Source organism: Oceanithermus desulfurans (assembly GCF_014201675.1).
In the GTDB taxonomy this organism is placed as follows: Bacteria; Deinococcota; Deinococci; order Deinococcales; family Marinithermaceae; genus Oceanithermus; species Oceanithermus desulfurans.
Map to the genome: position 1 here is coordinate 1 of NZ_JACHEZ010000005.1, position 13,870 is coordinate 13,870.

14 protein-coding genes are annotated in these 13,870 nt (G+C 72.2%); 12 read left to right on the forward strand and 2 right to left on the reverse strand.

Annotated features, from left to right (window positions below):
- The 3 genes from HNQ05_RS07160 to HNQ05_RS07170 form a co-directional block, all read left to right on the forward strand.
- Positions 1 to 1,443, forward strand: a 1,443-nt coding sequence (locus HNQ05_RS07160; RefSeq protein WP_260147708.1) for a leucyl aminopeptidase, incomplete at its 5' end; no start/stop codon positions are given.
- Positions 1,444 to 1,477: 34 nt separating this feature from the next.
- On the forward strand, positions 1,478 to 2,200 hold the full coding sequence (locus tag HNQ05_RS07165) for an RNA methyltransferase (RefSeq protein ID WP_147144761.1): 723 nt from the start codon (positions 1,478 to 1,480) through the stop codon (positions 2,198 to 2,200).
- On the forward strand, positions 2,193 to 3,803 hold the full coding sequence (locus tag HNQ05_RS07170) for a sensor histidine kinase (RefSeq protein WP_147144762.1): 1,611 nt from the start codon (positions 2,193 to 2,195) through the stop codon (positions 3,801 to 3,803). The genes HNQ05_RS07165 and HNQ05_RS07170 overlap by 8 nt, the downstream gene beginning before the upstream one ends.
- Positions 3,804 to 3,815: 12 nt before the next feature.
- On the opposite strand, the gene HNQ05_RS07175 is transcribed toward HNQ05_RS07170, so the two are convergent.
- Positions 3,816 to 5,159 (reverse strand): MBL fold metallo-hydrolase, encoded by a 1,344-nt coding sequence (locus tag HNQ05_RS07175; RefSeq protein ID WP_147144763.1) that lies wholly within the window; start codon positions 5,157 to 5,159, stop codon positions 3,816 to 3,818.
- A gap of 69 nt (positions 5,160 to 5,228) precedes the next feature.
- Here HNQ05_RS07175 and HNQ05_RS07180 point away from each other — a divergent pair, with 69 nt between their 5' ends.
- The 9 genes from HNQ05_RS07180 to HNQ05_RS07220 all read left to right on the forward strand — a co-directional run bounded on the left by HNQ05_RS07180 (position 5,229) and on the right by HNQ05_RS07220 (position 12,373).
- On the forward strand, positions 5,229 to 5,948 hold the full coding sequence (locus HNQ05_RS07180; protein WP_147144764.1) for a phosphate/phosphite/phosphonate ABC transporter substrate-binding protein: 720 nt from the start codon (positions 5,229 to 5,231) through the stop codon (positions 5,946 to 5,948).
- Positions 5,949 to 5,982: 34 nt separating this feature from the next.
- Complete coding sequence (locus HNQ05_RS07185; RefSeq protein WP_147144765.1) at positions 5,983 to 6,642, forward strand: response regulator transcription factor; 660 nt, start codon at positions 5,983 to 5,985, stop codon at positions 6,640 to 6,642.
- Positions 6,639 to 7,544, forward strand: a complete 906-nt coding sequence (locus HNQ05_RS07190; RefSeq protein ID WP_147144766.1) for a sensor histidine kinase — start codon at positions 6,639 to 6,641, stop codon at positions 7,542 to 7,544. The genes HNQ05_RS07185 and HNQ05_RS07190 overlap by 4 nt, the downstream gene beginning before the upstream one ends.
- Positions 7,537 to 8,193, forward strand: coding sequence for a phosphate signaling complex protein PhoU (gene phoU / locus HNQ05_RS07195; protein WP_147144767.1), 657 nt, complete (start codon positions 7,537 to 7,539; stop codon positions 8,191 to 8,193). The genes HNQ05_RS07190 and phoU overlap by 8 nt, the downstream gene beginning before the upstream one ends.
- Before the next feature lie 48 nt (positions 8,194 to 8,241).
- Positions 8,242 to 9,297, forward strand: coding sequence for a phosphate ABC transporter substrate-binding protein PstS (pstS, locus tag HNQ05_RS07200; RefSeq protein ID WP_147144768.1), 1,056 nt, complete (start codon positions 8,242 to 8,244; stop codon positions 9,295 to 9,297).
- A 61-nt stretch (positions 9,298 to 9,358) separates the two neighbouring features.
- Entirely contained in the window at positions 9,359 to 10,303 is a 945-nt protein-coding gene (pstC, locus tag HNQ05_RS07205; protein WP_147144769.1) for a phosphate ABC transporter permease subunit PstC, read from the forward strand.
- Positions 10,300 to 11,127, forward strand: coding sequence for a phosphate ABC transporter permease PstA (gene pstA, locus HNQ05_RS07210; RefSeq protein WP_147144770.1), 828 nt, complete (start codon positions 10,300 to 10,302; stop codon positions 11,125 to 11,127). Before pstC ends, pstA begins: the two co-directional genes overlap by 4 nt.
- Positions 11,128 to 11,153: 26 nt before the next feature.
- Positions 11,154 to 11,900, forward strand: a complete 747-nt coding sequence (gene pstB / locus HNQ05_RS07215) for a phosphate ABC transporter ATP-binding protein PstB (RefSeq protein WP_147144967.1) — start codon at positions 11,154 to 11,156, stop codon at positions 11,898 to 11,900.
- Positions 11,900 to 12,373, forward strand: a complete 474-nt coding sequence (locus HNQ05_RS07220; protein WP_147144771.1) for a SixA phosphatase family protein — start codon at positions 11,900 to 11,902, stop codon at positions 12,371 to 12,373. The genes pstB and HNQ05_RS07220 overlap by 1 nt, the downstream gene beginning before the upstream one ends.
- Here HNQ05_RS07220 and HNQ05_RS07225 read toward each other — a convergent pair.
- The gene (locus HNQ05_RS07225) at positions 12,368 to 13,867 is read right to left on the reverse strand and encodes a Ppx/GppA phosphatase family protein (RefSeq protein WP_147144772.1); all 1,500 of its coding nucleotides are present in this window, start codon (positions 13,865 to 13,867) and stop codon (positions 12,368 to 12,370) included. The genes HNQ05_RS07220 and HNQ05_RS07225 overlap by 6 nt on opposite strands.
- Positions 13,868 to 13,870: the final 3 nt, after the last annotated feature.

Below are 13,870 nucleotides of genomic sequence, written 5' to 3' on the forward strand. Positions count from 1 at the left end.
GTGAAAACCACCCGCAGAAAAGTATTCGAACACGAAGCCCCCATGCGCGTCGTAGCCGTGCTGGGCGGCGAACTCACCGAGGAGGGGCGCTGGCTAGATTCCGAGCTGGACGGCGCGCTCGTGCGCATTCTCAAGGAAACGCGGTTCAAGGGAGATTTTGGAACCACCCTGTACGTACCGCTGGCAGGGGTTCAGGTCCTGCTCGTGGGTCTGGGGAAGCGCCGGGGTCACCGCCTGGGCGACGTGCGGCGCATCGGCGTCAAGGTGGCCGAGGTTGCGGTCGAGCGAGGCGTGCGCGAGGCCGCGGTCGAGAACTTCCTGGCCGAGCGCTTCGGTAAGCGCGAGACCAGCCGGGTCCTCGCCGAGGGCCTGCTGCTCGGCGGCTACCGCTTCACCAAGTACCAAAGCGAGGCCAAGCCGCCGCGGGCCCGCTTCGTGATCGCCCAGGGCTACGGCCCGGTGGTGGAGGAGGCGGCGGCCGTCGCCGAAGGGGTCTGGCTCGCCCGCGACCTGGTCAACGAGCCGCCCAACGTGCTGAACCCGGTCGAGCTGGCCCGGCGCGCCGAGAAGATGGCCCGGGAGGCGGGCCTCGAGGTGCGCGTGCTCGGCCCCGAGGAGATCCAGGAGCTGGGCATGGGCGCCTACTGGGCGGTGGCCAAGGGCTCGGCCAACGAGCCGCGCTTCATCGAGCTCGTTTACCGCCCGGAGGAAGCGCCGGTGCGCAAGCTGGCCCTGGTGGGCAAGGGGCTCACCTTCGACACCGGGGGCTACTCGCTCAAGCCGCCCGAGTCGATGAAGACGATGAAGGGCGACATGGCCGGCGCGGCCGCGGTGATCGGGGCCATGAAGGCCATCGCCGCGCTGAAGCCGCCCGTCGAGGTACGCGCCTACGTGGCCGCCGCCGAGAACATGATCAGCGGTCACGCCTACCGCGTCGACGACGTGATCCGGGCGATGAACGGCAAGACGATCGAGGTGCTCAACACCGACGCCGAAGGCCGGCTCACTCTGGCCGACGCGCTCGCCTACGCTTCGCAGCAGGAGCCCGACGCGATCGTCGAGCTCTCCACCCTCACGGGGTCGTGCGTGGTGGCGCTGGGCCGCGAGGTCGCGGGGCTCTTCGCCGCCGACGAGGCGCTGGGCCGTGAGGTGCAGCGGGCCGCCGAGGCCGCCGGCGAGAAGGTTTGGCCGATGCCGATGGAGGAGGCCTACAAGCGCAAGCTGAAGAGCAAGGTCGCCGACCTGGCCAACGTGGGCGACCGCGCCGGCGGCGCGATCCAGGCGGCCCTCTTCCTGGCCGAGTTCGCCGACGCCCCCTTCGTGCACCTCGACATCGCCGGCCCCGGCTTCGCGCCCGCGGCCGAGGACCACGCCTTCGGCCCCGCCGGGGGCACCGGTTTCGGGGTGCGGACCCTGGTCGAGTGGACCCTGCGGCAGGGCTAGGTCGAACCGCCCCGGCCGCGGTAGGATCGGAGCGATGATCCGCGTCGTGCTGGTGGAGCCGCGCGAGCCCCGCAACGTCGGGGCGGCGGCGCGGGCGATGAAGAATTTCGGGCTCGAGCAACTGGTGCTCGTGAACCCGGAGCGCCCGCTCGACGAGGCGGCCTACCGGCTGGCCACCCGGGGCGCGGCCGACGTGCTGGAGCGGGCGCGCACCGTGGCCACGCTGGACGAGGCCCTGGCGGACACGGTTTACGTGGTGGCCACCAGCGCCCGCGCCCGCGAGGGCTACGCCGGCGAGGTCTACACGCCCCGCGAGGGTGCGCCCCGGGTGCGAAGGATGGCCGCCGAGGGGCCGGTCGCCCTGCTCTTCGGCCGCGAGAACTTCGGACTCTCCAACGAGGAGATGGATCGGGCGCACGCGGTCTGGCGGATCCCCACCGGCGGCTACGCCAGCCTCAACCTGGCCCAGGCGGTGCTGCTGGTGGCCTACGAGGTCTTCCTGGCCCGAGCCGAGCCCCGGGGGACGGCGCGCCCGCGGCCCGCCGCCGCCGAGGAGCTCGAGCGCCTCTTCGCCGACCTGGAGGCCTACCTGATCCAGATCCGCTACACCGACGAACACCGCCTGGAAGGGGCGATGCGCGCCTTCCGGCGGATGGCCCACCGGGCGCTGCTCAGCCCCAACGAGGTGCAGCGCCTGCGCGGCCTGCTGCGCCAGAGCCGTTGGGCGATCGCCCATGGAGGGGACCGGGTTGATTAGGCCGCAGGCCCGCCCCGGGGCCTACAGCGAGCTCTACGCCCGCATCCGCTGGGCGCGCAAGGTGCTGCCGCCGCTGGTGGGCGGCGTCGTGGTCGCGCTCGAGTGGTGGCTGCACCTGCTGCCGCCCGACCCCTGGCTCTTCTACCTGCAGATCGTCTTCTACGGCGTGGTGGGGCCGCTGGTGATCTGGCTCACCCTCGACTGGGTCTCCGAGGAGGTGCGCGAGCGCGCCGAGGCCGAGGCCAAGCTGCTGGAGGCCAACCAGCGGCTGCGGGCGCTGCGCGAGGTGCTCAGCCGCTCGCTGGCGACCGAGAACCTGGAAGAGGTGATCCGCGGGGTCGTCAACGCCCTCGCCGACGTGCTCGGAGCCGACGCCTCGCTCGAGCTCGAGGGCTACCACTGGTCGACGCCCTCGTTCTACACCCGCCGCGGCCTACCGGTGCAGCGGCTCGAGCTGGTGCGCAGCGGCGGGCGGCTCGAGCTGATCCTGCCCGACGGCGAGAGCGACGCCGAGTTCCTCGACCTGCTCGCCGCCGAGGTGGACAGCCTGCTCGAGGCCGCCAAGGCGCGCACCCGCGACTTCCTCACCCTCTTCGAGGTGGACGAGGCGATGGGGGCGGAGGCCAACCTGGAGAAGCTGCTCGCCGGTCTGCTCTCCAAGATCATCGACTGGGCCGGGGCCAAGGGAGGCGTGGTCTACCTGCTCGACGCCGACGGCATCCTCCACCCCTGGGCCGAGGTGCACCTCCCCGAGGCGCGCCACTCCTTCGCCCCCAGCGGCCGCTGGGAAGAGGCCAAGCGCGCCCCCACCTTCGTCGAGCCCAACCTGCTCGCCATCCCGCTCTACGACAAGGACCCGGTGGGGGTGCTGGTGCTGCGTGGCAACGCCCGCCACCTCAAGGAGGAGATGCCCTTCCTGCGGCTGCTCGCCCGTCAGGTGGCCCTGGCGGTGCGCAACGCCCAGGCCTACCTGCGCGCCGAGGAGCTGGCCATCAACGAGGAGCGCAACCGCATCGCCCGCGAGATCCACGACGGCATCGCCCAGGCGCTGGCCTTCATGGCCCTCAAGCTGGACCTGGCGACGCGGCTGCTCGACCGCGACCCGCCGCGCGCCAAGCAGGAGATCGGCCAGGTCAAGGAGACGCTGCGCGGCCAGATCCGCGAGGTACGCCGCAGCATCTTCGCGCTGCGTCCCATCGACCTGGAGCGCTACGGGCTGGTGCAGTCGATCGAGCGTTACGCCCGTGCCTTCGCCGAACAGGTGGGGCTGGGGATCGGGCTCGAGCTCGCCGACGACGTCAAGCTCACCCCCGCCTCCGAGGTCGTCCTCTTCCGGGTGCTGCAGGAAGCCCTCAACAACGTGGCCAAGCACGCCCGCGCCGGCGGCGTGCGGGTGCGCCTGAAGGCCCTGGGCGAGAAGGGCGCCCGGCTCGAGATCTGCGACGACGGCGTCGGCTTCGATCCCGACCAGCCGCTGAGCGCGGGGCTGGGCGGCTTCGGCATGGCGCAGATGCGCGAGCGCGTCGAGGCCCGCGGCGGGCGGTTCGAGGTGCTCAGCACCCCCGGCGAGGGCACCTGCATCAACGCCGAGCTGCCCTACTGAGGGCCGCGCCGCTCAGACTTCGAACCGCTGCCCCAGACGGGCGCGGGTCACCTTGGCGCCGCGGGCGCGCAGCGCCCGCGCCAGGCTGGCGCGGGCCGGGTCCTCGCCGTGCACCAGGACGATGCGGGGCTCGGCGGTGAGCCAGTCGAGGAGTTCGTCGCGGCCGGCGTGTCCGGAGAAGCCGCCCAGCGAGTAGACCTTGGCCCGCACCCGCACCTCGTGGCCGTGGATCCGCACCTCGCCCGCGCCCTCGATGATGCGGTGCCCCAGACCGCCGCGCGGCTGGTAGCCGACGAAGACGAGGGCGTTGCGGGCGTCGGGCAGCTGGTGGCGCAGGTGGTGCAGGATGCGGCCGCCCGAGAGCATGCCGCTGCCAGCGATGATGATCGCCGGTCCTTCGAGGAAGTTCAGCCGCTTCGACTCGTCCACGCTCTGGGTGTAGCGCAGCTTCTGCGGCGCGAAGGGGTCGATGCCGCGGCGGTAGAACGACTGCACCAGGGGGCTGAAGGCCTCCTGGATCTCGCCGTAGATCTCGCTGATGCGGGTGGTGAGGGGACTGTCGACGTAGACCGGCACGCTGGGGATGGCGCCCTCGGCTTCGAAGCGGCGGATGTAGAAGAGGATCTCCTGGGCGCGCTCGAGCGCAAACGAGGGGATGACCACCTTCCCGCCGCCGTCGAGGGTCTGGGCCAGCACCTCGGCGAACTCGACCAGGGTGGCCTGGAAGGGCCGGTGGGGGCGGTCGCCGTAGGTGGACTCGCTGAGGACCAGGTCGGCCACCCGGGGGTAGTCGGGGTCGGGCAGGGTTTCCTTGCGGCGGTTGCCCAGGTCGCCCGAGAAGACGAGGGTGCGCCCCCCCGCCTGCACCTCCACGAAGGCGCTTCCGGGCAGGTGGCCGGCGTTTCTGAGGGTGACGCGGAACGGCCCGATCTTGCGTGCGCCGTAGTAGGGCAGCGGCTTGCTGCGCTCGAGCAGCGTGCGCACGTCGGCCTCCTCCCAGAGCAGCTCGGGAACCGGAAGGCCCTTGCGGCGGGCGCGCTTGATGTCCTCCTTCATCAGCTTGAGCGCGTCTTCGAGGATCGGTCGGATCAGCTTCAGCGTGGGCGCGGTGGCGTAGACCCGGCCCTCGAAGCCCAGGCGGTAGAGCCGCGGGATCCGCCCCACGTGGTCCAGGTGGGCGTGGCTCAGCACCACGGCGTCGACCTCGCGCGGGTCGAAGCCGAAGGGGTCGTAGTTGTCGTTTTTCGGCTCCCCCTGGTACATGCCGCAGTCGAGCAGCAGCCTGAACCCCTGGTGTTCCAGCAGGTGGCAGCTTCCGGTGACCGTGCCGCAGGCGCCCCAGGTGGTCAGTTTCATGGGTTCAGTTTACGCGCCCACCCGAACGGGGGTGTCCCAAGCCAATTGTCCCGGCATATACTTGTAGTAATGGATGCACATCAGCTTTCCGCAAGCGCCTGCCCCCACGACACCGCCAAGAACCTGCCCACCTGGATCGAGTTCTTCCTGGTGCTGGGGCAGGTGAGCGGCCTCGAGATCGGCTACGCCCACGCCGCCGACTTCCCCGAGTTCTACGCGCGCTTCCCCGAGATCGACCTCGTCTACGCCAACCCTCTGGACGCCCTGCGCATCGAGGACGAACGGGGCTTCGTGCCGGTGGCCATGCCCGACAACTACGACGAGGTGGTCTTCGTCGCCCGCAAGGGGAGCGCGGACGGACTCGCGGACTTCGCGGACCGGCCCCTGGGCGCGGTGGAGAACCAGTTCGCCACCCTGCTCGGCTGCCTGCTCCTCGACGAGGCCGGCGTCCGCAACGGCGAGATCCGCTATTACCCTTCCTGGGGCGAGGTGCTCGCGGCGCTGCGGCGCGGCGAGATCGAGCACGCCCTGCTCTACAAGGACTTCTACGATCAACTCGGCGAGCTCTCGCTCGAGGGCGTGCGCACGGTTCAGGTCTCCGACGCGCGGCGCTTCGCCCACGTGGTGATGCTCGCCCCCGAACGGGCCGGGCTGCGCCCGCAGCTGCTGCAGGGCCTCCTGAGGCTGCCCGAACATCCGCTGGGGCGGCTCATCCTCGCCGACCTGCGCATCGGCGGCTTCGCCCCCTTCGACTCCACGGAGCCGATCCGGGCGCTGCTCAGGTGCTGACCCCGCCCTGACCGGGGCTGCGTAAACTGAGGGCATGGCCCGGGTGCTGCTGGTCGAAGACGAGCCCAGCCTGCGCTTCGCCCTGGCGCACGGGTTGCGCCAGGCGGGGTTCAGCGTCCTCGACGCCGCCGACGCCCGCGAGGGCTGGGCGCGGCTCGACGAGGCCGACGTGGTCGTGCTCGACCGGATGCTGCCCGACGAGGACGGCCTGAACTTCCTGGCGCGCCTCCGCCGCACCCCCCGCTACGAGCGGCTGCCGGTGCTCATGCTGACCGCGCGCGCCAGCGAGCGCGACCGCGTGGAAGGGCTTTTGGGCGGCGCCGACGACTACCTGACCAAGCCCTTCTCCACCGCCGAGCTGGCGGCCCGGCTGGTGGCGCTCTTGCGCCGCAGCCGCGGCGCCGAGGTGCTGCGGCGCGGCGAGCTGGTGGTGGACACCGGGCGCGGCCGGGTGACGCTTGGGGGGCGGGAGGTGGGCCTGACGCGGCGCGAGTTCGACCTGCTCGCCTTCCTGGCGCGGGAGCCGGGCCGGGTCTACGACCGGCCGACGCTGCTCGCCCAGGTCTGGGGCGAGGACTTTCTGGGGACCCTGCGTACGGTCGACCAGCACGTGGCCCAGCTGCGCGAGAAGCTCGGCGGGCGTTGGATCGAGACCGTGCGCGGCCGGGGCTACCGCTTCACGGAGGTGCCGTGAACCCCTGGCGCGCGGCCTGGGAGGCGAGCGAGGAGGGGGTGGTCCTCTTCGACGGCGAGCAGGTGCGCTACCTGAACCCCGCGGCGGCGCGGCTGCTCGACACCGACCCGGAGCGCGCCGCCGGCCGCCCCGCCGCCTTCGTGCTGCGGCACCACCGGCTGCTCGAGCTGCAGCGCGGCGGCGGGACCGCCAGTCTGACCCTGCACGGCCGCCGGGTGGCGGCGCGCGCCCTGGGGGAGGCGCTCTTTCTGCGCGACGAGACCGAAGCGGCGCGTACGCGCGAGGCCCTGGAGCAGGAACGGCGTTACCTCGCCCACGAGTTCCGCACCCCGGTAGCGGGGCTGCTGGCGCTGTTGGAGGTGCTGGAATCCGGGCCCGCGCCCGAGGAGGGGAAGCGGGCGCTGGCGCTGATGCGCGAGGAGGCGGAGCGGCTGCTGCGCCTCGTCGAGGGGCAGGGCCAGGCGCGCACGCCCCCGTGGCGCCTCGACGAGTTGCGGCCGCGGCTCGAGCGGCTGCTGCCGGGGGCGCGCACCCTGCGCTGGTCCACCCCCCACCCGGTCACCGCGGGCCGCGACCCGGTCTTCCAGGTGCTGCTCAACCTCGTCGAGAATGCGCTGCGCTACGGAAAGCCGCCCGTCGAGGTGCGCACCCGGGCCCCCGCTGCGGGGGTGGTGGCCGTCGAGGTGGTGGACACCGGGGAGCCGCTCGCCGACTACGAGCGCCTCTTCGTACCCGGCGGGCGGGGCGTGCACGCCGCCGGCGTGCGCGGCAGCGGCCTGGGCCTGGCCCTGGTGCGCCGCATCGCGCGGGGCTGGGGCGGTGAGGCCTACGGCCGTAGGCTGGAAGAGGGCAACGCCTTCGGGGTGACCGTGCCCGAGGGGGAAGGGGAAGAGGATGCGTGAAGCGTTGGACCGTGACCTGAACCGGATTACCGAGCACTTCCTGCGCATGGTCAGCCTGGTGCGCGAGCAGCTGCAGCAGGCCACCGCCGGCCTGGTGGAGCAGGACGTGGAGCGCGCCAAGGCGGCCGTGCGGCTCGACCGCGAGGTGGACGCGCTGGAGCTCGAGATCGAGAACGAGGTGCTGGCGGCGATCGCCCGTCACCAGCCCGTCGCCCGTGACCTGCGCTTCTTGGCGACGGTGCTGAAGGCGCTCACCGACCTGGAGCGCGCCGGCGACTACGCCGCGCACGTGGCCGAGGACGCGCTGGCGCTCGCGGGGGAGCCGCCGCTGAAGAAGTACATCGTCCTCGGCGAGATGGCCGAGCGCATCGAGACGATGCTCGACCTGATCGCCAAGGCCATTGCCGAGCGCGACCTGCAGGCTGCGCAGCGGGTGCTCAAGATCGACGACGACGTCGACGACCTCTACGAGCAGATCGTGCGCGAGCTGCTGACCTACATGATGGAGGACCCCCGCACCCTCTCCAAGGCGCTCACCCTGATGCGCGTCGCCCGCAGCTACGAGCGCCTCGGCGACCACCTGGAGAACATTGCCGAGCGCGTCTTCTTCTGGCTGACCGGCAAGCTCGAGGGCGCGGACGGGTCCTGACCTTCCCCTGACAGGACCCCGGCATCCTGGACGCGGAGGACGATGCTCATGAAGAAGCTCGCTCTGACGGTTCTCGCGCTCACCCTCGGCCCGGCCCTGGCCCAGGGCGTGACCCTCAACGGCGCCGGCGCCACCTTTCCCTTTCCGCTCTACGCCAAGTACTTCAGCGTCTACCACAAGCTCACCGGCGTCCGCGTCAACTACCAGTCCATCGGTTCCGGCGGCGGCGTCCGCCAGCTCTTCTCTGGGACGGTGCACTTCGGCGCCAGCGACGCTCCCCTGTCGGACGCCAAGCTGGCCGAGTTCGAGCAGAAGTTCGGCACCCCGGTGATCCACGTGCCCACCGCCCTCGGCGCCGTGGTGCCCACCTACTACCTTCCGGGCGTGACCCGGCCCCTCAACTTTTCCGGCCCCGTGCTCGCCGACATCTTCCTCGGCAAAATCCGCAAGTGGAACGACCCCGCCCTCGCCAAGCTGAACCCCGGCGTCAAGCTGCCGCCGCTGCCCATCACCGTGGTCCGCCGCTCCGATGGCTCGGGCACCACCTACATCTGGACCGAGTACCTGGCTAAGGTCTCGCCCGAGTGGAAGGCCAAGGTGGGCGTGGGCAAGAGCGTCGCCTGGCCCACCGGCCTCGGGGGCAAGGGCAACGAGGGCGTGGCCGGGCTGGTGCGCCAGACCCCGGGGGCGATCGGCTACAACGAGCTGGTCTACGCGGTGCAGAACAAGATCGCCTATGGTGCGGTGCAGAACCGCGCCGGTAAGTTCGTCCTCGCCGACCTGGCCTCGGTCCGCGCCGCCGGCGAGCTGGCGGACTTCCCGGCCGACACCCGGGTCTCGATCACCGACACCCCCGCGCCCGACGGCTACCCCATTGCCAGCTTCACCTGGATCCTGGTCTACCGCGACCTCGACAAGGACCGCGCGGTCAAGTCCGCCGCCGAGGCGAAGGCGCTCGCGGCCCTGCTCGACTGGATCGTTCACGACGGCCAGCGCTACAACGAGGCGCTGCACTACGCGGCGCTGCCCGAGGTGGCCGTGCGCGCGACCGAAGCCAACCTGAAGACACTGCGCTACCGCGGCGAGCCGGTGGCGGCGAAGTAGAATCGTAGCCGACCGCGCCCCGCTGCGGTAACGCCGCGGCGGGGCTCCCAGGGAGGAACGCGTGCGAAGCCGCTGGTACGGAAAACTGGGCGACCGGGCCTTCACCGCCCTACTCGTGGGGCTGGGGCTCGCGGTGATGCTCGTCGCCGTTTTGCTGGCCTGGGAGCTGGCCTCGGGCGGCGCGGAAGCCTTCCGCACCTTCGGCTTCTGGGGGTTCGCCGCGGGCCGCGCCTGGAACGCGGTGGCGGGGCAGTTCGGAGCCTGGCCCTTCCTGCTCGGCACCGTGATCACCAGCGCCGCCGCCCTGACGCTGGCCTTCCTGCCGGCGCTGGCCGCGGCGATCGCCGTCGCCGAGTACGCCCCGCGCTGGCTCGCCGAGGTCGTGGCCTACCTGATCGACCTGCTGGCGGCGCTGCCGAGCGTCGTCTACGGGCTGTGGGGCATCTTCGTCCTGGTGCCCCTGGTGCGCGACCACGTGGAGCAGCCCCTCTTCCTCTGGAGCGCGGAACACGCGCCCGCCCTCATGGGGGTGCTCGGGCCGCCCACGGGCATCGGCATGCTCTCGGCGGTGCTGGTGCTGGCGCTGATGATCGTGCCCTACGCCTCCTCGCTGGCGCGCGACGCCATCCGCCTGGTGCCGCGCGACCAGCGTGAGGCCATGTACGCCCTCGGCGCGACCCGCTGGGAGGTGGTGCGGCGGGTGGTGTTGCCCTACGCGCGCGGGGGCATCTTCGCGGGCGTGGTCCTGGCGCTGGCACGCGCCATCGGCGAGACGATGGCCGTGACCATGCTGATCGGTAACTCCGGGCAGCTGCCCTACAGCGTCTTCGGGCCTGCGGCGACGATGGCCAGCCTGATCGCCAACGAGTTCGCCGAGGCCGAAGGCGGGCTGCAGCTCGCCAGCCTGCTGGCCGTCGGCTTTCTGCTGCTGCTGCTTTCGCTGGTCGTCAACCTGATCGCCGACTTCATCCTGCGGCGGATGAGCGTGGGGGAGGGGCGGAAATGAACCTGCGCCGCCGCTACCTGCGCGACCGCGTCATGGTCGCCCTCGTCTACCTGGGCACGCTGCTGGTGCTGCTGCCGCTCGGGTTCATCTTGCTGCACGTCTTCACCCAGGGGATCGGCGCCCTCGACTGGGCCTTCTTCACCCAGCCGCCCGCCCCGCCGGGCGAGGGCGGCGGGGGCATGTTACCGGCGATCGTGGGCACCTTCGTCATCGACCTGATGGCGCTGGCCATGGGCGGCCTGCTGGGGTTGGGCGGGGGCGTGCTCATGGCCGAGTACCCCGACCACCCGCTGAACCGGCCGCTGCGGCTGGTGGCCAACGTGCTCGGCGGCGTACCCGCGATCCTCATGGGGCTGTTCGCCTTCGTTCTCGTCGTCGAGCCCATGGGCGGGTTCTCGGCCTTTTCGGGCGCGGTGGCCCTGGCCATCCTGATGATCCCCATCATCATGCGCGCCACCGAGGAGGTGCTGCGCATCCTGCCCTGGGAGCTGCGCGAGGCGGGCCTGGCCCTGGGGCTGCCCCGCTGGCGGGTGACGCTCAGCCTCATCCTGCCCGCGGCCAAGGGCGGCATCGTCACCGGGCTGCTGCTGGCGCTGGCGCGGGCCGCCGGGGAGGCGGCGCCGCTGCTCTTCACCGCCTTCGGCAACCCCTTCCTCTCCTTCGACCCGCTGGGGCCGATGGACAGCCTGCCCCTGAAGATCTACGTCTACGCCATCTCGCCCTACGAGGACTGGATCCGTCAGGCCTGGGGCGCGGCGCTGCTGCTGGCGCTCTTGCTGATGGTGACCAACTACCTGGCGCGCCGGGCGATGCGCCGGAGCTGAGAGGAGTGCCCGTGGAACCCTTGCGGATGGAGACCCAGAACCTGACCGTCCACTACGGCAAGAGCGCCGGCGTGAAGAACGTCAGCCTCCCCGTGCACGACCGCAAGATCACCGCGCTCATCGGTCCTTCGGGTTGCGGCAAGACCACCTTCCTGCGCGCCCTCAACCGCATGCACGACCTCAACCCGATCGTGCGCATCGAGGGCCGGGTGCTGCTTGACGGCGAGGACCTCTACGCCCCCGGGGTGGACCCGGTGGCGATCCGCCGGCGCGTGGGGATGGTCTTCCAGCGGCCCACCCCCTTTCCTACGATGAGCATCTTCGAGAACGTCGTCGCCGGCCTCAGGCTGGTGGGGGTGAGGGACCGGGAGCGCCTGATGGCCGTGGCCGAGCGCTCGCTGCGGGCCGCGGCGCTTTGGGACGAGGTCAAGAACCGGCTGAACGAGCCCGCGGTGGGGCTCTCGGGCGGGCAGCAGCAGCGCATCTCGATCGCGCGGGCGCTCGCCGTCGAACCCGAGGTGTTGCTCATGGACGAGCCCACGAGCGCCCTCGACCCCATCTCCACCCAGGCCATCGAGGACCTGCTCGCGGGCCTCAAGGAGCAGGTCACGATCGTGATCGTGACCCACAACATGCAGCAGGCCGCGCGCGTATCCGACTACACCGCCTTCTTCCTGAACGGCGACATGATCGAGTACGGACCCACCGAGAAGCTGTTCACCAACCCCGCGGACCCGCGCACCGAGGCCTACATCACCGGGCGGTTCGGCTGATGACCGAGGTGCACCTGATCCGCCACGCCCGCGCGCAGCCGCGGCGTGAAGGCCTGCCCGACGGTGAGCGCGCCCTCACCGCGGCCGGCGAGGCGCAGGCGGAGCGGCTGCGGGCGGCGCTCGAGCGCCTGGAGGTCCGCTACGCCCTGCTCTGGACCAGCCCGCTCCTGCGCGCCCGCCAGACCGCCGACCACCTGGCCCCGCTGGCCGAGGTGGTGGCCGAGGAGCCGGCGCTGGCGGGCGGCTGGGGGCCGGAGCTGCTCGAACGCCTGCTGGTGCGCGGGAAGACCGTGGCCGTGGTGGCCCACGAGCCCGAGCTGAGCCGGGTCGCCGCGGAGCTGCTCGCGGGGGACCCGGAGCGCGCGGCGACGTTCGCCTTCAAGAAGTCGGGGCTGCTGGCGCTGCGGATGCGGACGGGCGGGGCCGAACTGCGCTACCTGCTCACCCCCGGGGTGCTGCGCCGGCTGCTATAGGCTCTGGACCGCGAGCCGCAGCCCGAAGGCGCGCTCGAAGAGCGCGCCGTCCTTCTGGGCCTCCCAGACCTCGACCCAGGGATTCTCGGGGCCGCCCACGCGCAGGGTGACCGTGTCCGCGCCGACCTCGACCTCCAGCCGCCGCACCCGGCCGCTGCGACCGCGCTCCAGGTGCTCGGCGAGCCGCAGGATCGCCGCCAGCCGCACGAGCCGCTCGGCGTCGCCGGGCTCGAGCACCGCCGCGAGCGCGCCGGGCCGGGGGCGGCCCTTGCGGTGGTAGCGCACCAGCAGGGCCAAGAGCGCCTGCTCGCGGTGGCTCCAGCCGGCCAGGGTGTGCTGCAGCACCAGGTAGGCGCCGTGCTTGTGGTGGTCGTAGAAGTCGATGGCCAGGCCGACGTCGTGCAGCCGCGCGGCGGCGTCGAGGAGGCGGGCGTCGCCTTCGCCCAGCCTGAACCGCGGCGCCAGCGCCGCGAAGAGCCGCGCCGCCAGGTCGCGTACACTCTGGGTATGCGCTGCGGGTTGGGGGAAACGGGCCTCGAGGCTGGCGAGGTGGAGTTCGCGCACGCACGCCGGCCGGTGCGGCGGCGGCAGAAAGTGCCGGAAGAAGGCGCCCTCGCGCACGCCCAGCCCCGAGATCCACAGGCCGGGGAGGGCGGCCTCTTGCAGCAGGGTGCGGTAGACCAGGGCCCCGGCGACGATCACGTCGGCGCGGTCGGGCGAGAGGCCGGGCACCCGCCGCCGCTGCGCGGCGCGCAGGCCCAGCAGGCGTTCGCTCAGCTCGTCCAGGTCGGCGGCGCTCAGGAAGTAGCCGTGCAGCCGCTCGAGCGGGTAGCGGCGGGCGCGCTGCACCGCCCGCGCCAGGTTGCGCACCGTGCCGCCCATGGCCACCAGCGGCAGGGGGCGCGCGCGCAGCTCGCCTACGACGTCTTGCAGCCAGCCGCGCACCTCGGCGGCGAGCGCCTCCACCTCGCGCGGCTTCGGGGGGTCGTGGGCGAGGAAGCGCTCGCTGAGCCGCACCGCCCCCAGGGGGTAGGCGGCCCCGCCGGCGAAACCGCGGCCGCGCATCCGGCTCAGCTGGGCGCTGCCACCGCCCAGGTCCACGACCCAGGCGTCTTCGAAGTCGAAGCCGGCGGCCACGGCCAGCACCCCGTAGCGGGCCTCTTCGGTCCCCGAAAGCACCCGCAGCCCGATCCCCATCCGCCGCGCCGGCTCCAGCAGTTCCTGGGCGTTGGCGGCGCTGCGCACCGCGCTGGTGGCGAAGGCGTCGATCCGCTCCAGGCCGGTGGCGCGGGCGTAGTCCTGCACCGCGGCCAGGAAGCCCAGCGCCCGCCAGGCGGCCTCGGGCGCGATCCGGCCCGTGGTCGCGAGCCCCTGCCCCAGCCGTACCGGCTCGCGCAGCTCGTCGACGAGGCGGTAGTGGTGGCCGGGTTCGTAGGCGTAGACGACGAGCCGGGCCGTCCCCGAACCCAGGTCCACGATCCCCACCCGTTCCATGCC